This is a genomic window from Streptomyces sp. NPDC025638 (assembly GCF_055558775.1).
In genome coordinates this window covers 326,756-343,816 of the sequence record NZ_JBVHLX010000005.1, presented here as the reverse complement: position 1 = coordinate 343,816, position 17,061 = coordinate 326,756, and the positions used below count along the sequence as shown (strand labels likewise).

General features: G+C 69.8%; 14 protein-coding genes and 1 tRNA gene. 9 read left to right on the top strand and 6 right to left on the bottom strand.

Annotation, left to right across the window (positions count from 1 at the left end):
- Positions 1-58: 58 nt before the first annotated feature.
- The 7 genes from ACZ4EG_RS15615 (at position 59) to ACZ4EG_RS15585 (ending at position 7,113) form a co-directional block, all read left to right on the top strand.
- Positions 59-478, top strand: coding sequence for a hypothetical protein (locus ACZ4EG_RS15615; RefSeq protein ID WP_467790986.1), 420 nt, complete (start codon positions 59-61; stop codon positions 476-478).
- Positions 475-1,092 carry a Tat pathway signal sequence domain protein gene (locus tag ACZ4EG_RS15610; protein ID WP_467790985.1) on the top strand — a complete coding sequence of 206 codons (618 nt, stop codon included), beginning with the start codon at positions 475-477 and terminating at the stop codon, positions 1,090-1,092. Before ACZ4EG_RS15615 ends, ACZ4EG_RS15610 begins: the two co-directional genes overlap by 4 nt.
- A gap of 290 nt (positions 1,093-1,382) precedes the next feature.
- Complete coding sequence (locus tag ACZ4EG_RS15605; RefSeq protein WP_453548157.1) at positions 1,383-2,618, top strand: branched-chain amino acid ABC transporter substrate-binding protein; 1,236 nt, start codon at positions 1,383-1,385, stop codon at positions 2,616-2,618.
- Between the two features lie 106 nt (positions 2,619-2,724).
- Positions 2,725-3,657: a branched-chain amino acid ABC transporter permease gene (locus ACZ4EG_RS15600; protein ID WP_453548155.1), complete on the top strand. Its 933-nt coding sequence runs from the start codon at positions 2,725-2,727 to the stop codon at positions 3,655-3,657.
- Between the two features lie 5 nt (positions 3,658-3,662).
- Positions 3,663-5,483, top strand: coding sequence for a branched-chain amino acid ABC transporter permease (locus ACZ4EG_RS15595; protein ID WP_453548152.1), 1,821 nt, complete (start codon positions 3,663-3,665; stop codon positions 5,481-5,483).
- A gap of 5 nt (positions 5,484-5,488) precedes the next feature.
- Entirely contained in the window at positions 5,489-6,400 is a 912-nt protein-coding gene (locus ACZ4EG_RS15590) for an ABC transporter ATP-binding protein (protein WP_390709069.1), read from the top strand.
- Positions 6,397-7,113, top strand: coding sequence for an ABC transporter ATP-binding protein (locus ACZ4EG_RS15585; RefSeq protein ID WP_390709070.1), 717 nt, complete (start codon positions 6,397-6,399; stop codon positions 7,111-7,113). Before ACZ4EG_RS15590 ends, ACZ4EG_RS15585 begins: the two co-directional genes overlap by 4 nt.
- A 65-nt stretch (positions 7,114-7,178) precedes the next feature.
- Here the strand turns inward: ACZ4EG_RS15585 and ACZ4EG_RS15580 are convergent, their stop codons facing one another.
- On the bottom strand, positions 7,179-7,832 hold the full coding sequence (locus tag ACZ4EG_RS15580; protein WP_363297144.1) for an ANTAR domain-containing response regulator: 654 nt from the start codon (positions 7,830-7,832) through the stop codon (positions 7,179-7,181).
- Positions 7,833-7,927: 95 nt separating this feature from the next.
- On the opposite strand from ACZ4EG_RS15580, the gene ACZ4EG_RS15575 reads away from it, so the two are divergent.
- Positions 7,928-8,011: transfer RNA gene (locus ACZ4EG_RS15575), tRNA-Leu, on the top strand.
- A 119-nt stretch (positions 8,012-8,130) separates the two neighbouring features.
- Here ACZ4EG_RS15575 and pyk read toward each other — a convergent pair.
- Complete coding sequence (gene pyk, locus ACZ4EG_RS15570; RefSeq protein WP_453548146.1) at positions 8,131-9,567, bottom strand: pyruvate kinase; 1,437 nt, start codon at positions 9,565-9,567, stop codon at positions 8,131-8,133.
- Positions 9,568-9,731: 164 nt separating this feature from the next.
- Positions 9,732-10,418: an SIMPL domain-containing protein gene (locus tag ACZ4EG_RS15565; RefSeq protein ID WP_467790984.1), complete on the bottom strand. Its 687-nt coding sequence runs from the start codon at positions 10,416-10,418 to the stop codon at positions 9,732-9,734.
- Positions 10,419-10,568: 150 nt separating this feature from the next.
- Between ACZ4EG_RS15565 and ACZ4EG_RS15560 the strand changes: the two genes are divergently transcribed.
- A complete protein-coding gene (locus ACZ4EG_RS15560; RefSeq protein WP_467790983.1) occupies positions 10,569-12,365 on the top strand; it encodes a bifunctional metallophosphatase/5'-nucleotidase in 1,797 nt (598 codons plus the stop codon).
- Positions 12,366-12,459: 94 nt separating this feature from the next.
- Here ACZ4EG_RS15560 and ACZ4EG_RS15555 read toward each other — a convergent pair whose 3' ends face one another.
- From ACZ4EG_RS15555 to ACZ4EG_RS15545, 3 genes are all read right to left on the bottom strand, one after another.
- Complete coding sequence (locus ACZ4EG_RS15555; RefSeq protein ID WP_453548138.1) at positions 12,460-13,869, bottom strand: lysine N(6)-hydroxylase/L-ornithine N(5)-oxygenase family protein; 1,410 nt, start codon at positions 13,867-13,869, stop codon at positions 12,460-12,462.
- A complete protein-coding gene (locus ACZ4EG_RS15550; RefSeq protein ID WP_453548136.1) occupies positions 13,866-15,227 on the bottom strand; it encodes a pyridoxal phosphate-dependent decarboxylase family protein in 1,362 nt (453 codons plus the stop codon). Before ACZ4EG_RS15550 ends, ACZ4EG_RS15555 begins: the two co-directional genes overlap by 4 nt.
- Positions 15,228-16,218: 991 nt before the next feature.
- Positions 16,219-17,055: an NAD(P)H-binding protein gene (locus ACZ4EG_RS15545; protein ID WP_467790982.1), complete on the bottom strand. Its 837-nt coding sequence runs from the start codon at positions 17,053-17,055 to the stop codon at positions 16,219-16,221.
- Positions 17,056-17,061: the final 6 nt, after the last annotated feature.

The window sequence follows — 17,061 nt, the reverse complement described above, 5'->3', positions numbered from 1 at the left end:
ACCCGAAGAGGCCCGCAGCGCCGTTGCTCCCCGCCGTCCGTCCCTTTAGCGTCGGCACATGGAACGGCGAGGAGTCCCCCGCACGGGGGCGACCACACTGGGGCTCGGACTGGCGCTGCTGGCAGGCGTGTTGGCGACCGGGTGCGACGGGTCCGGAGCCTCGGCCGACGATTCCGGTCGCCCCGGGGGCACTTCCCGCTCCGTCTCGGCGTCGGCGACCTCCGACGCCGAGCTGTGCGCCACGATCGTCGCGCACTGGTCGCGCAAGGCGCTCGACAGCGGCACCTACGGCGACTACCAGTCGATGGGACTGTCCAACGGGCAGTACGAGATCCTGCGGGACGTCGTGGATGCCGCGCGAGCCGCGAAACGGCGTCAAGGGGCCGAGGCCGCCGACGAATTGATCGACCGTCGGGCGCGCGCGGCCTGTGCCGAGCGGTACCGCGCCGGAACCCCGAGCGGAGGTCCGTGGCGATGAGCGGCGTCGGCCCGGTCGAGCCGGGGGAGGGCACGCGCGCGTGGGACACGCATGAGGCGGAGGCCGTCCGGCCCCCCGGCCGCACGCGCGCACGTCTCGCGCCGCTGTACGCCCGCCACCGCCGGGCCGCCCTGGCCCTCGCCGCGGCCGCCGCCCTCCTCGCGGGCGGCGGCTACCTCTACGCGACCCGGCCGCGGCAACCGCCCCCGCCCGAGCCGCCGTACCCCGCGCAGGTGGTGGAAATGGCCTTCCTCGACGGCCGGCCCACCCCGCCCGGCGCCCCGCCCCGCAGCTTCAGCTTCGCGGTGTCCCTGAGCGTCCTGTCCGGGCCGCCGGTGACCGTGACCCGGGTCACCCAGCCGTACGCCGGGCTCTCACTGACCGAGACGCCGCGCGCCCCCTTCGGTACAAAAGCGGGCCACACCCGCAAGATCACGATAACCATGCATGTGACCGAATGCGGAAAGGTTCCGAAGGACGCGGGACTGCCTTTCCTGGAAGTAACTCTACGTAATACGCGCGCAATACAGGTCCAGAGTTTCATCCTTGGCTCCCGGTACGCCCAGCACCTGTCAGAGGCCGTTCAGGTCGCCTGCGGCAACAATTCCAGGTAATCACCAAAACCCCTGAGACGCCTGAACGCAGGGGGGTGAGTCCTGCGAGTTCTCACAATGTGGACGGGGCGAATCGGCCTGAATTTCGCTGTTCCCCCCACCGTGTACCGCTGTGCGTTACCTCGTGTCATAACAAGAGCGTCACAGCATTCGTCAGACCCTCCTCGACGTTCCCCACCCGCGCTTAGAGTCACCGCCAGTCACCACGCCGTCGGATTTCTCAGTTCGACTCTGCGGGCGACTCGGCCGCTTCCACGGGGAGGCGGTCGTGCCAGGGGAAAGGACTGATCGTGCGTCAACGTTCGCTCATCGCCATCACCGCCGCACTGGCGGCGGGAGCACTCACCCTCACCGCCTGCGGCTCACGCGACAGCGGCGACAAGGGCTCGGACTCCGGCAACGGTGGCACCACGGTGGTCATCGGCGTCGACGCCCCGCTGACCGGCGACCTGTCCGCGCTCGGCCTGGGCATCAAGAATTCGGCGGACCTCGCGGCCAAGCAGGCCAACAAGAAGAACTTCGTCAAGGGCGTGACCTTCAAGGTCGAGGCCCTCGACGACCAGGCGCAGCCCTCCTCGGGCCAGTCGAACGCCTCGAAGTTCGTCAGCGAGAACGACGTCCTCGGCGTCGTCGGCCCGCTGAACTCCTCCGTGGCCCAGTCGATGCAGAAGGTCTTCGACGACGCCAAGCTCGTCGAGGTCTCGCCGGCCAACACCAACCCGGCCCTGACCCAGGGCGACAACTGGCAGAAGACGAAGACGCGGCCGTACAAGTCGTACTTCCGCACCGCGACCACGGACGCCATCCAGGGCCCGTTCGCCGCCCAGTACATCTACAACAAGGCCAAGAAGACCAAGGTCTTCGTCATCGACGACAAGAAGACCTACGGCGCCGGCCTCGCCGCCACGTTCACCTCCGAGTTCAAGAAGCTCGGCGGCAAGGTGGCCGGCACCGAGCACATCAACCCCGACACCAAGGACTTCTCCGCGGTCGCGACCAAGGTGAAGAACTCCGGGGCCGACGTGGTCTACTACGGCGGCGAGTACCCGCAGGCCGGTCCGCTCAGCAAGCAGATCAAGTCGGCCGGTGCCAAGATCCCGGTGGCCGGCGGCGACGGCATCTACGCCGACGACTTCATCAAGCTGGCGGGCACCTCCGGCACCGGCGACCTCGCCACCTCGGTCGGCGCGCCGGTCGAGACCCTGGCCTCCGCCAAGGAGTTCGTCGCCAACTACAAGGCCGGCGGCTACAGCGAGGCGTACGGCGCCTACGGCGGTTACTCCTACGACTCGACCTGGGCGATCATCGAGGCCGTGAAGAAGGTCGTCGACGACAACGGCGGCAAGCTGCCGTCCGACGCCCGCGCGAAGATCACCGCCGCGGTGCAGAACGTCTCCTTCGACGGTGTGACCGGCAAGGTCTCCTTCGACGAGTACGGTGACGCGACCAACAAGCAGCTCACCGTGTACTCCGTCGAGGGCGGGGCCTGGAAGGCCGTGGAGTCCGGCACCTACAACGGCAGCTGATCCACACCCGCACCATCGAGCCGCGCGGGGCGCTGTTCCACTGGCGCCCCGCGCGGACTCGCATCCGGCACATCCGTCGAACATCCGAAGTCTCGGAGGACATGCGGTGAACGAACTGCCGCAGCAGCTGGTCAACGGCCTGCTACTTGGATCCATGTACGGGCTGGTCGCCATCGGCTACACGATGGTCTATGGCATTGTCCAGCTCATCAACTTCGCCCACGGCGAGATATTCATGACCGGCGCCTTCGGTGCGCTCACGGTCTACGTGTACGTCCTTCCCGACGGCACCAACATGTGGCTGGCCCTGCCGCTGATGCTCATCGGCGCCATCCTGGTCGCCGTCACGATCGCCGTCGGAGCGGAACGGTTCGCCTACCGCCCCCTGCGCAGCGCGCCCCGCCTCGCCCCCCTGATCACCGCGATCGGCCTCTCCCTGGCCCTGCAGCAGGCGGTGTGGGCGTGGTACCCCGAGGCGAAGTCCGCCCGCACCTTCCCCAGCCTGCCGGGCGGCCCCTTCGACATCGGCAACGTCACCATCCAGAGCGGCGACATCTTCCTGCTCATCGCGGCCCCGATCAGCATGGCGTTCCTGGCCTACTTCGTGATGCGCACCCGTACCGGGCGCGGTATGCAGGCCACCGCCCAGGACCCGGACACCGCGAAGCTGATGGGCGTCAACACCGACCGCATCATCGTGGTCGCGTTCGCCCTCGGTGCCACCTTCGCCGCCGTCGGATCCGTCGCCTACGGCTTCAAGTACGGCCAGATCGACTTCCGCATGGGCTTCATCCTCGGTCTGAAGGCCTTCACCGCGGCCGTCCTCGGCGGCATCGGCAACATCTACGGCGCCATGCTCGGCGGCATCGTCCTCGGTATCGCCGAGGCCCTGTCCACCGCGTACATCTCGGACATCCCCGGCATGGACAAGTTCGGCAGCCAGTCCTGGGCAGACGTCTGGGCGTTCGTACTCCTCATCCTCGTGCTGTTGTTCAGGCCCCAGGGTCTGCTCGGCGAGCGCGTCGCGGACAGGGCGTGACACCGATGACCACACAGACCGCAGCAGAAACCCCGAGCGCCCCCGCGGCCGCTCAGTCCGGACTGATCGGCCTCCCGGCCTCCCTCGGGCGGGCCCTCGCCACCGGTGGCGGTGCCCTGACGATCGTCTCCACGTTCCTCGCCTGGACCTGGACCTCGGACTTCCCCGGTGACCTCACCGTCTACGGCTACCCGGGCGGCCTTCAGGTCCTCGTCCTCATCGGCGGCATCCTGACCACCCTGTTCGGCCTCGCCTCGTACGGCGTCAAGGGCCTCGGCTGGCTGACTCCCGGGAGCGCCGACGCCGCCCTGAAGATGTCCGCGCTCGGCACCTTCGCCACCGCCTGGTACACCGTCATCGCCATCAGCGCCAAGCTGGGCGGCCTGGTGAACCTGGAGGCCGGCGGCTTCGTCGTCGCCGGTGCCACGCTGGGCGCCCTCCTCGGCGCGCTGGCCCTGCCGTTCGAGCGTCCGGCCCCCGAGCCGTCCGACCCGGACGACACCGGCATGGAGGCGTTCCGCCACAAGTCCCGCCAGAACTGGAACGTCTTCAAGGCGGCCTTCACCGCCGAGACCCCGGCGCCGGCCCGCAACCTGCCCGGCTACGTCGAGATCCTCGTCATCGTGGCGGCCATGGCCGTCGGCCTGATCGTCTTCACCTACGGCATCGGCACGGAGTACGACCAGCTGTTCATCGGCTTCCTCATCACCGCCGGTTTCAGCTTCTCCGCCATCGCCAAGGCCGGGCTCGTGGCCCGGGTCTCGGCGATCACCGCACGGCACCGCACGGTGACCATGGCCGGCGCCTTCGCGGCCGCCGCCGCCTTCCCCTTCACCCAGTCCAACGACCAGTACGCGACCATCGGCGTCTACATCCTGATCTTCGCCACGGTCGCGCTCGGCCTGAACATCGTCGTCGGCCTCGCCGGCCTCCTCGACCTCGGTTACGTCGCCTTCCTCGGTGTCGGCGCCTACACCGCCGCCCTGGTCTCCGGTTCGCCGTCCTCGCCGCTGCACGTGAACTGGCCGTTCTGGGCCTCGGCGCTGTGCGGCGCGGCCGTCGCCATGGTCTTCGGTGTGCTGATCGGCGCCCCGACCCTGCGTCTGCGCGGCGACTACCTCGCCATCGTGACCCTCGGCTTCGGTGAGATCTTCCGTATCACCGTCCTCAACATGGACGGCACCTCGGGTCCGGACGTCACCAACGGCTCCAACGGCATCTCCTCGATCCCGAACCTGAACATCCTCGGCTTCGACTTCGGCCAGGAGCACGTCATCCTCGGGACCACCGTCGGCCGGTTCGCGAACTACTTCCTGCTGATGCTGCTCATCACGCTCATCGTGGTCGTGGTGTTCCGGCGCAGCAGCGACTCCCGCATCGGCCGCGCCTGGATCGCCATCCGCGAGGACGAGACCGCGGCGCTCGCCATGGGCATCAACGGCTTCCGGGTCAAGCTCATCGCTTTCGCCCTGGGCGCCAGCCTGGCGGGCCTCGCCGGCTCCGTCCAGGCCCACGTCACCTACACGGTGACCCCGGAGCAGTACCAGTTCGCCCACGTCGTCCCGCCGAACTCGGCCTTCCTGCTGGCCGCGGTCGTCCTCGGCGGCATGGGCACCATCGCCGGACCGCTGGTCGGCGCGGCGCTGCTCTACCTGATCCCCGCCAAGCTCCAGTTCCTGGGCGACTACCAGCTCTTCGCCTTCGGCGTCACGCTCATGGTCCTCATGCGCTTCCGTCCGGAGGGCCTCATCCCGAACCGGCGCCGCCAGCTCGAATTCCACGAAGAGGCCGAAGCGCCCGCCGTCCTCACCAAGGCAGGGGCCTGACCACGATGACTACCGACACCACCACCAAGGACGCCGCACCCGGCGCCCCCGCCCCCGGCGAGGTCGTGCTCGACGCCCGTGGCGTCACGATGCGCTTCGGCGGCCTGACGGCCGTGCGCAATGTCGACCTCACCGTCAACAGTGGCGAGATCGTCGGCCTGATCGGCCCGAACGGCGCCGGCAAGACGACCTTCTTCAACTGCCTCACCGGCCTGTACGTCCCCACCGAGGGCGAGGTCCGCTACAAGGGCAACGTCCTGCCGCCGAAGTCCTTCAAGGTCACCGCGGCCGGCATCGCCCGTACCTTCCAGAACATCCGTCTGTTCGCCAACATGACGGTCCTGGAGAACGTCCTCGTCGGCCGCCACACCCGCACCAAGGAGGGCCTCTGGTCCGCCCTGCTGCGCGGCCCCGGCTTCCACAAGGCCGAGGCGGCCTCCCGCGAACGCGCCATGGAGCTCCTGGAGTTCGTGGGCCTGGAGAAGAAGGCCGAGCACCTGGCCCGCAACCTGCCCTACGGCGAGCAGCGCAAGCTGGAGATCGCCCGGGCGCTGGCGAGCGAGCCCGGCCTGCTGCTCCTCGACGAGCCGACCGCGGGTATGAACCCGCAGGAGACCCGGGCCACCGAGGAACTGGTCTTCGCGATCCGTGACAGGGGCATCGCCGTCCTCGTCATCGAGCACGACATGCGCTTCATCTTCAACCTCTGCGACCGCGTCGCCGTCCTGGTGCAGGGCGAGAAGCTCGTCGAGGGCGACAGCGCGACCGTGCAGGGCGACGAGCGGGTCGTCGCCGCGTATCTCGGCGAGCCCTTCGAGAACGCTCCCGGCGACGAGGAGGTGGCCGAGGTCGAGGCCGCCGAAGCGCACGCCGAGACCACGACGGACGCCGCGCCCGGCAAGGAGAACGACCGATGACCGCACTGCTCGAAGTCGAGGACCTCCGGGTCGCCTACGGCAAGATCGAGGCCGTCAAGGGCATCTCCTTCAAGGTCGACGCCGGCGAGGTGGTCACCCTGATCGGCACCAACGGTGCCGGCAAGACCACGACCCTGCGCACCCTGTCCGGCCTGCTCAAGCCGGTCGGCGGACAGATCAGGTTCAACGGCAAGTCGCTGAAGAAGGTCCCGGCCCATCAGGTGGTCTCGCTGGGGCTCGCCCACTCCCCCGAGGGGCGGCACATCTTCCCCCGTATGACCATCGAGGACAACCTGCGCCTCGGTGCGTTCCTGCGGAACGACAAGCCCGGCATCGAGAAGGACATCCAGCGCGCCTACGACCTGTTCCCCATCCTCGGGGAGCGCAGGAAGCAGGCGGCCGGCACCCTCTCGGGCGGTGAGCAGCAGATGCTGGCGATGGGCCGGGCCCTGATGTCCCAGCCGAAGCTGCTGATGCTCGACGAGCCGTCCATGGGCCTCTCCCCGATCATGATGCAGAAGATCATGGCGACCATCGCGGAGCTGAAGTCCCGGGGAACAACGATTCTGCTGGTCGAGCAGAACGCCCAGGCCGCCCTGTCGCTGGCCGACCACGGTCACGTCATGGAGGTCGGCAACATCGTCCTGTCGGGCACCGGCCAGGACCTGCTGCACGACGAGTCCGTGCGCAAGGCCTACCTCGGCGAGGACTGAGCGCGCATACGACGAGGCCCGCGCCCCTTCTCCGGGCGCGGGCCTCGTCGTACGTTCCGGGCGGTTCAGCCCTTGCCGGCCTTCTTCTCCTCGCTGTCCGCGATGACGGCCTCGGCCACCTGCTGCATGGACATCCGGCGGTCCATGGAGGTCTTCTGGATCCACCGGAAGGCCGCCGGCTCGGTCAGCCCGTACTCGGTCTGCAGGACCGACTTCGCCCGGTCGACGAGCTTGCGGGTCTCCAGCCGCTGGGTGAGGTCGGCGACCTCCTGCTCCAGCTGCTTCAGTTCGGTGAAGCGGGAGACGGCCATCTCGATGGCCGGCACGACATCGCTCTTGCTGAACGGCTTCACCAGGTAGGCCATGGCGCCGGCGTCACGGGCGCGCTCGACGAGGTCGCGCTGCGAGAAGGCGGTGAGCATGAGGACCGGTGCGATGGACTCCTCGGCGATCTTCTCCGCCGCCGAGATGCCGTCCAGCTTGGGCATCTTCACATCGAGGATGACCAGGTCCGGCTGGTGCTCACGGGCGAGCTCCACGGCCTGCTCGCCGTCACCGGCCTCGCCGACGACGGTGTACCCCTCCTCCTCCAGCATCTCCTTGAGGTCGAGCCGGATCAGGGCCTCGTCCTCGGCGATGACGACTCGGGTCGTCAGCGGAGGCACGTGCGACTTGTCGTCGTCGGGCGCGTCTACGGGCTGGGGCGACTCGGGGGTCACGGGGGCTCCTCGTTCAGGGCGGAGGTACTGCTGACAAGAGCCTACCTAGCTGCGCTTCTCAACGGTGACCCGGTAGACTCCTCCGGGGTCGCCGAGCCGGGTTGGCGCAACTGGTTGACGCGGAGGTCTCAAACACCTCTGTCCGCAAGGACGTGTGGGTTCGAATCCCATACCCGGCACCCGTAAGCGGAGGATCACGTTACGCGTGATCCTCCGCTTTTTGCTGCATGCGGCCACGATGGGTGACACAGAGTGTCGGCATGAAACGGCCCAGCCCTTCGAGGGGGCCCTCCGCCCGCTACTTGGGGCTGTCGTCCTCGCCGATGTGGTGGACGCGGACCATGTTGGTCGAGCCGGAGACACCGGGCGGGGAGCCGGCCGTGATGACCACGATGTCGCCCTTCTGGCACCGGCCGTACTTCAGGAGGAGTTCGTCCACCTGGTCGACCATCGCGTCCGTCGAGCCGACGTGCGGGCCGAGGAAGGTCTCGACGCCCCAGGTGAGGCTGAGCTGTGAGCGGGTGGCCTGCTCGGGGGTGAAGGCCAGCAGCGGAATGGGCGAGCGGTAGCGGGAGAGGCGGCGCGCGGTGTCGCCGGACGCGGTGAAGGCCACCAGGAACTTCGCGCTGAGGAAGTCGCCCATCTCGGCCGCGGCCCGGGCGACCGCGCCGCCCTGGGTACGGGGCTTGTTCCGCTCGGTCAGCGGCGAAAGGCCCTTGGCCAGGATGTCCTCCTCGGCCGCCTCGACGATACGGGCCATGGTGCGCACCGTCTCCACGGCGTACTTGCCGACGCTCGTCTCGCCGGACAGCATCACCGCGTCCGTGCCGTCGATGACCGCGTTGGCGACGTCGGAGGCCTCCGCGCGGGTCGGGCGCGAGTTGTCGATCATGGAGTCGAGCATCTGCGTCGCCACGATGACCGGCTTGGCATTGCGCTTGGCCAGCTTGATGGCGCGCTTCTGGACGATCGGGACCTGCTCCAGAGGCATCTCCACGCCCAGATCGCCGCGGGCCACCATGAGGCCGTCGAAGGCGGCGACGATGTCGTCGATCGCCTCGACCGCCTGCGGCTTCTCCACCTTGGCGATCACCGGCAGGCGGCGGCCCTCCTCGTCCATGATGCGGTGGACGTCCTCGACGTCCTTGCCGCTGCGGACGAAGGACAGCGCGATGACGTCGCAGCCGGTGCGCAGCGCCCAGCGGAGGTCGGCCTCGTCCTTCTCGGAGAGCGCCGGGACGGAGACGGCGACGCCGGGCAGGTTCAGGCCCTTGTGGTCGGAGACCATGCCGCCCTCGACCACGACGGTGTGCACGCGCGGGCCGTCGACGGAGGTGACTTCGAGGCAGACCTTGCCGTCGTCGACGAGGACGCGCTCACCCGGAGTGACGTCGGCGGCGAGCCCGGAGTAGGTGGTGCCGCACTGGTTGCGGTCTCCCTCGGCGCCCGGTTCCACGGTGATGACGAAGGAGTCGCCGCGTTCAAGGAGTACGGGTCCTTCGGCGAATCGGCCGAGCCGGATCTTCGGACCCTGAAGGTCCGCGAGGACTCCGACGCTGCGGCCCGACTCGTCGGCCGCCTTTCGCACGCGCTGGTAACGCTCCTCGTGCTCGGCGTAGCTGCCGTGGCTGAGATTGAATCGGGCGACGTCCATTCCGGCCTCGACCAGTGCCTTGATCTGGTCGTACGAGTCGGTGGCGGGCCCCAGAGTACAAACGATCTTTGCTCGGCGCATGAATCGAGCCTAGGCCTTACCCGTCGGTAGAGAATTCGCCGGGGGTGACCACTCAACAACCTTTGCGTGAAGCCTCATTGACAAGTGTTGAATTGTGCGCACCGGCGCTCCGATGAGCATATGGAGCGCCGTGGCATTTTCGAGCAGAGGCGTTCCGCTCTTTCTCAAAGGCGCGGCGGCGTCATCGTGAAACGGGCGTTCACCTGGGCGTAGACGTGTTGGCATTGGGGTTCGAGGTCCAGCGGGGCCGCCGTGTCCTCCGCCGCCGCGGCGAAGGCCATGGAGCGGGCCCGGCCGGGGGCCTGGGGGGCGTAGGGATCCGCCTTCTCCGCTCCGATGTCGGCGAGCTCCACCAGCGCGGCCAGTGTGGTGCCGAGCGCCTCCGCGTACTCCCGGGCGCGCTGGACCGCCTCGCGCACCGCCTGCTGGCGGGCCTGACGGTGCACCGGCGAGTCGGGCCGCAGGGCCCACCACGGGCCGTCGACCCGGGTCAGCTCCAAGTCGGCCAGACGCGTGGTGAGTTCGCCGAGGGCGGTGAAGTCGGAGAGTTCCACGGTGACATGGACGCGGCCGTGGTAGGTGCGCACGCGCTCGCTCCGGCCGTGCGAGGACAGTTCCGGGGTGATGGAGAAGAAGCCGGTCTCCAGGCGCTCCACGGCCTCGCCGTAGGACTTCACGAGGTCGAGGACGGCGGCGTTGCGGCGGGTGAGGTCGTCCAGGGCGGAACGCCGGTCCCGTCCCCGCGCGTTGACGGTGACCCCGATGCGGGCGATCTCGGGGGCGACTTCGAGATGGGCCTCGCCGCGGACGGCGATACGGGGGGCGTCGGCGGTGCCGTACGGAGCGGTCATACGCCCCACTCTGTCATGTCTTAGCTGTTTGGTGGCAACGGAGTTCACCGATGAGGTCACCAGATCGCAACCTCCCGGACCTGTTGCCGTCGGTCTTGGCCGGGCCAGAATCTACGCGCGTCGTTGACCGTTCCCCTAGGAGATCCAGACATGCCGTTGAACCGTCGGAAGTTCCTGAAGAAGTCCGCCGCGACCGGAGCGGGCGTGGCGATCGCCGGTGCGGCGGCGGCTCCGGCCGCGCAGGCTGCGGAGACCAGGGCGGCGGCGAAGCGCTACTCCCTGACCGTCATGGGCACCACCGACCTGCACGGTCACGTCTTCAACTGGGACTACTTCAAGAACGCGGAATACGCGGACAAGGCCGGCAACGCGCAGGGCCTGTCCCGTATCTCCACCCTGGTGAACCAGATCCGCGCCGAGAAGGGCCGCTGCAACACGCTGCTGCTGGACGCGGGCGACACGATCCAGGGCACCCCGCTCACGTACTACTACGCCAAGGTCGACCCGATCACCGCCAAGGGCGGTCCGGTGCACCCGATGGCGCAGGCGATGAACGCCATCGGCTACGACGCCGCGGCGCTCGGCAACCACGAGTTCAACTACGGCATCGAGACGCTGCGCAAGTTCGAGGAGCAGTGTCACTTCCCGCTGCTCGGCGCCAACGCCGTGGACGCGAAGTCGCTGAAGCCCGCCTTCCCGCCCTACTTCATCAAGAAGTTCCAGGTACCGGGCGCCCCGCCGGTCAAGGTCGCCGTCCTCGGTCTGACCAACCCGGGCATCGCGATCTGGGACAAGGCCTACGTCCAGGGCAAGCTGGCCTTCCCGGGCCTGGAGGAGCAGGCCGCGAAGTGGGTGCCGAAGCTGCGGGCGATGGGCGCGGACGTGGTCGTCGTGTCGGCGCACTCCGGCTCGTCCGGCACGTCGTCGTACGGTGACCAGCTGCCGTACGTCGAGAACTCGGCGGCGCTGGTCGCCCAGCAGGTGCCCGGCATCGACGCGATCCTCGTCGGCCATGCGCATCTGGAGATCCCGGAGCTGAAGGTCACCAACGCCAAGACCGGCAAGACGGTCGTGCTGTCGGAGCCGCTGGCGTTCGCCGAGCGCCTGTCCGTCTTCGACATCGAGCTGGTCTTCGGCAGGGGCAGGTGGACCGTCGAGTCCGTCTCCTCGAAGGTGCTCAACTCCAACACGGTCGCGGATGACCCGAAGATCACCAAGCTGCTGACCGACGAGCACGCGAAGGTCGTCGAGTACGTCAACCAGGTCGTCGGGTCCGCGACCGAGACCCTGACCACGGTCGACGCCCGCTACAAGGACGCCCCGATCATCGACCTGATCAACAAGGTCCAGGAGGACGTGGTCAAGGCGGCGCTGGCGGGCACCGAGTACGCCGCGCTGCCGGTGGTCTCGCAGGCCTCGCCGTTCTCCCGCACCTCGGAGATCCCGGCCGGCAAGGTGACCATCCGGGACCTGTCGAGCCTGTACGTGTACGACAACACGCTGGTCGCCAAGCTGCTGACGGGCGCCCAGATCCGGGCGTACCTGGAGTACTCGGCCGAATACTTCGTCCAGACGGCCGCCGACGCCGCCGTCGACGTCGAGAAGCTGACGAACGCCAACAACCGCCCAGACTACAACTACGACTACGTGTCGGGCTTCCAGTACGAGATCGACATCGCCCAGGCGGCCGGTTCGCGGATCAAGAACCTCACCTACAACGGTGCCGCGCTGGACGACGCCCAGCAGTTCGTGTTCGCGGTGAACAACTACCGCGCGAACGGCGGCGGCGCGTTCCCGAACGTCGCCTCGGCCAAGGAGCTGTGGTCGGAGTCGACGGAGATCCGGACCCGGATCGCGGAGTGGGTGAGCGCGAAGGGTGTGCTGGACCCGAAGGACTTCGCGTCGGTGGACTGGAAGCTCACCCGCAACGGAACCCCGGTGTTCTAGGGGTCCGGCAGGGCCGGGTCGGCGGCGTCGGCGGTCATCCGTGGCCCCGGCGCCGCCGGCGTACGCGCCGCCCCTTGCGCGTCCGGCGTCTCCCCTACCGGCTCTCCACCAGCGGGGTCAGCGTCTTCCCGCGCCTGGCCTCGGGGACCCGCTCCGGCTGGTCGAGTCCGAACGTGGTGAACGCCGCGCGCGCGGGCAGCGGATATGGTTCCTTCCCGGTCAGGGAGTTGAGGATGACGGCGCTGCGCCAGGCGGCGAGGCCGAGGTCGGGAGCGCCGACGCCGTGGGTGTGGAGTTCGGCGTTCTGCACATAGGCCGTGCCGGTGACCGCGCGGTCGAGGACGAGCCGGAACCGCTCGTCGACACGCGGGCGTTCGCTGGTGTCGCGGCGCAGGTAGGGGTCGAGGCCGGCCAGGATGCGGTCCAGGGGGCGCTCGCGGTAGCCGGTGGCGAGGACGACCGCGTCGGTGGTGAGCCGGGAGCGGCTGTTCTGCTGGACGTGCTCCAGATGGAGCTCGACCTTGGTGGTGGCGACGCGCCCCGCCGTACGGACCCGGACACCGGGGGTGAGGACGGCGTCGGGCCAGCCGCCGCGCAGGGTGCGGCGGTAGAGCTCGTCGTGGATCGCGGCGATGGTGTCGGCGTCGATGCCCTTGTGGAGCTGCCACTGGGAGGCCACGAGCCCGTCGCGGACGCCTTCCTCCAGGGCGTGGAAGTAGCGCGTGTAGTCGGGCGTGAAGTGCTCCAGGCCTAGCTTGGAGTACTCCATCGGCGCGAAGGCCTCCGTACGGCCGATCCAGTGCAGCCGCTCGCGTCCGGCGGGGCGGTGGCGCAGCAGGTCGAGGAAGACCTCGGCGCCGGACTGTCCCGAGCCGACGACGGTGACATGGCCGGCGGCGAGGAAGGCCTCGCGGTGGTCGAGGTAGTCGGAGGCGTGGATGACGGGCGCGCCGGGAGCCTCGACGAGGGGCTTGAGGGGGTCGGGGACGTGGGGGGCGGTGCCGACGCCGAGGACGATGTTCTTCGTGTACGTACAGCCGGTGGCCTCGGCGTTTCCGTCGGCGTCGAGCCGGGTGAAGTCGACCTCGAAGGCGTCGCGTCCGGGGTTCCAGCGGACGGCGTCGACCTGGTGGGAGAAGCGCAGCCCGGGGAGGTTCTCGGAGACCCAGCGGCAGTAGGAGTCGTACTCGGTGCGCTGGATGTGGAAGCGCTCGGCGAAGTAGAAGGGGAACAGCCGGTTGCGGGCCTTGAGGTAGTTGAGGAAGCTCCAGCGGCTGGCCGGGTCGGCGAGGGTCACCAGGTCGGCGAGGAACGGAACCTGGATGGTCGCGCCCTCGATGAGCAGGCCGGGGTGCCAGTCGAAGCCGGGGCGCTGCTCGTAGAAGACGGCGTCGAGTTCGGCGAGCGGGTGGGCGAGGGCGGCGAGGGAGAGGTTGAACGGTCCGATGCCGATGCCGACCAGGTCACGGGGTGCTTCTGGCTCGTGGTCCGGGGGGTGGGTCATCTGGTGGGGGTTCCTTCCACGAGTTTCAGCAGCTCGGCCGGCTCGTCCGGCCGGGTGTGGGGGTTCAGGAGGGTGGCCTTGAGCCAGAGGCGGCCGTCGAGGCGGGCCCGGCCGAGGACGGCGCGGCCCTCGTGCAGCAGGGTGCGCCGTACGCCGGCGACGGCTTCGTCGGTGGCCCCGGCGGGCCGGAACAGGACGGTGCTGATGACCGGCCGGTCGTAGAGCTCGAAGGCGGGGTGCTCCTGGACGAGGGCCGCGAACTCCCTTGCCCGTGCGCAGACCTGGTCGACGAGGGCGCCGAGGCCGGTGCGGCCGAGGGTCCTGAGGGTGACGGCGATCTTGAGGACGTCGGGGCGGCGGGAGGTACGCAGGGACCGGCCGAGCAGGTCGGGCAGGCCGGCCTCGGTGTCGTCGTCTGCGTTGAGGTAGTCGGCGTGCTGGTGCAGTACGGCCAGATCGCGGGGGCGCGAGACGGCGAGCAGGCCCGCGGCGACCGGCTGCCAGCCGAGTTTGTGCAGGTCGAGGGTGACGGTGTGGGCGGCCTCCAGCCCGGCGAGCTTCTCGCGGTGCCGTTCGCTGAAGACCAGTCCGCCGCCGTACGCCGCGTCGATGTGCAGACGGGCCCCGTGGGCGGCGCAGAGGCCGGCGATCTCGGGCAGCGGGTCGATGAGACCGGCATCGGTGGTGCCGGCGGTGGCGGCGACCAGCACGGGGCGGGGGAAGCGGGTGAGGACCTCGTCCAGGGCGGCGGGGTCGAGGGTGCCGTTGGGGGCGGGGACGACCACCGGGTCGGGCAGGCCCAGCAACCAGGCCGCGCGGGGCAGGGAGTGATGGGCGTTGGCGCCGCACACGAGCCGCACGCTTCCGCCGTGGGCCTCGCGGGCGAGCAGCAGGGCGAGCTGGTTGGACTCGGTGCCGCCGGTGGTGACGAGCGAGTCGGCCAGGCCGATCTCGTGGGCGAGCTCTCGGGTGACGAGGGCCTCCAGGGCTGAGGCGGCCGGTGCCTGGTCCCAGGAGTCCAGGGACGGGTTGAGGGCGCTCGCAGCGAGGTCGGCGGCGGTGGCGAGGGCGAGTGGCGGGCAGTGCAGATGCGCCGCGCAGAGCGGGTCGGCGGGGTCGGCGGCACCCTCGGCGAAAACGCGGACGAGGGTGCGCAGCGCGTCGGGGTCGCCCTCGTCCGGCAGTACGTCCCCCACGGCGTCCGCGACGGCCGCGGCAACCGCCTCCGGCCCGCCCGCGGGCAGCGGTCCCCCACGGGCCCGCCCACCCTCCCGCAGGGCGTCGAGCACGGTGTCGATCAACGGCCGCAGGGCGTCGGGCCCTTCGGGACCTGAGGCGAGGGGGTGCGGCGTGCTCATGGGCTCTCCTCCGGGGGCGCGGGGCAGGCGAACATCCATGTGGAGACTTCCAGCTTGTACGCCATCGGGCCGACGCGCCCGGAAAGTCCAACGATCGAAACCCGAAAGTGGGTACTCCCGTGCGGGGAAAGCGTGTTGGGGCTGCGGATGGTTGACGTGACCGCGATCGATACGCCCGGTGGGCAGATGCTGCTGCGGGTGCCGACCCCGTCCGACGAGACGCGGCTGCCGGCCCTGTCCGTGACTGCGACGGGACTGCCGTCCGTACCGGGTGAGGTGCAGAGCCTTCGCTACGCGCTGCCATCGGGCGCGGCCCCCGAAGCCAAGCTGCTCCTGCTGGTGGAGCGGTCCGGCACCGTAAGCGGCCTGCTGGACGCGAGACGGAACCACCCGGCACCGGGCGCGGTCTCGGTGGGCCTGTTCCTGCTGACGCCACGCGGGCTTGGCGGCAGGCCGGTCGCGGCCGGAGGGGGCGGCGGCTCGGTCACGGCCCCGGGGCCGGGGCCGGGGCCGGCCCGCGGACGTCCGGTGCGGCTCATCCAACAGGCGCGACCCGGCCACCCCGGGGGCCGTGGACGCGCGGTGGCGGGGGCCTGGTCTGCAGGATCTGGGCGCGGCGGATCAACGCACATCCGATGGCAGCGCAGCCCGCGCACCGGTTCAGGGCTCGGGCGACAGCGGCGCGCCCCGCACACCGGATCAGCGCACGCCTGGGGGCGGCGCGCCCTGCGCGTCGGGTCAGGGCTCGCCCCGAGGCGGAACCCCCTACGCCACAGACCCGTACACGCCCCGTCACAGCGCGCCCCGCGCATCGGATCACGGCGCACCCAATGACAGGCCCCCGCCTCACATCCACGCACACCAGGGGGCGGCGCACCCCACGCAGAAACAGCCCGCGCCCGAGGACAGAACACCCGCGCCACAGACCCGTACACGCCCCGTCGCAGCGCGCCCCGCGCAGGAACAGCCCACGCTGGCCCCGCGCACCGGATCATGGTGTTCGGAAGTCGGGCGCGTGGTCCTCGGACCATTGGGTGAAGGTGCGGGCCGGGGTGCCGGTGATGTCCTGGACCGTGGTGGTGATCTCCGGGGGTACGCCGACCGTGGCGGCGAAGCTCTTCAGGAGGGACCGTACGAACTCCGGTGGGGCGCCGGGGAACAGTTCGGGTCCCGCCTCCTCCGGCGGCACCTCGACGAACGTCAGATCGCGGCCGATCGCTCGGCCGATCGCGGCGATCTGGTCGGTGTTGGTGGTGGCCCCGGGGCCGGTGAGCCGGTGGGCCGCGCCCTCGTGACCGCCGTCGACGAGGGCGCGTTCGGCGACGGCCGCGATGTCGTCCTCGTGGATCGGCGCCGTGAGCATGTCCGCGAAGACGCCGCGGACGGTGTTCCCGAACCGGATCTGCGGCGCCCACTGGAGCGCGTTGGTGGCGAACGCGTGGGGGCGCAGGAAGGTCCACTCCAGGCCGCTGTCGCGAACCTGCCGCTCGGCCGTGGCATGCATGACGTGGATGGGGTGCGTCTCGTCGGAACCCTCCTGGACGATCCCGGAGGAGAGCAGGACGACGTGCCGCACACCGGCCTTGCGGGCGGCGTCGAGCAGGGCCGGGGTCTGCGCGCCGGCCGCCTGGACGTAGAGGAAGAGCCCTGTCGCTCCTTCGAAGAGCGCGTCGGGCTCGTCCAGGCGGAATTTCACCACCTCGGCCTTCCCGGGCAGCCGGGCCCGCTCCGGGTCGCGAGTGAGCGCCCGTACGGGCCGGTCCGCGGCGACGAGCCGGTCGACGAGAGCCCGGCCGACGTGGCCGGTGGCGCCGGTGACTACGATCACTGGAAT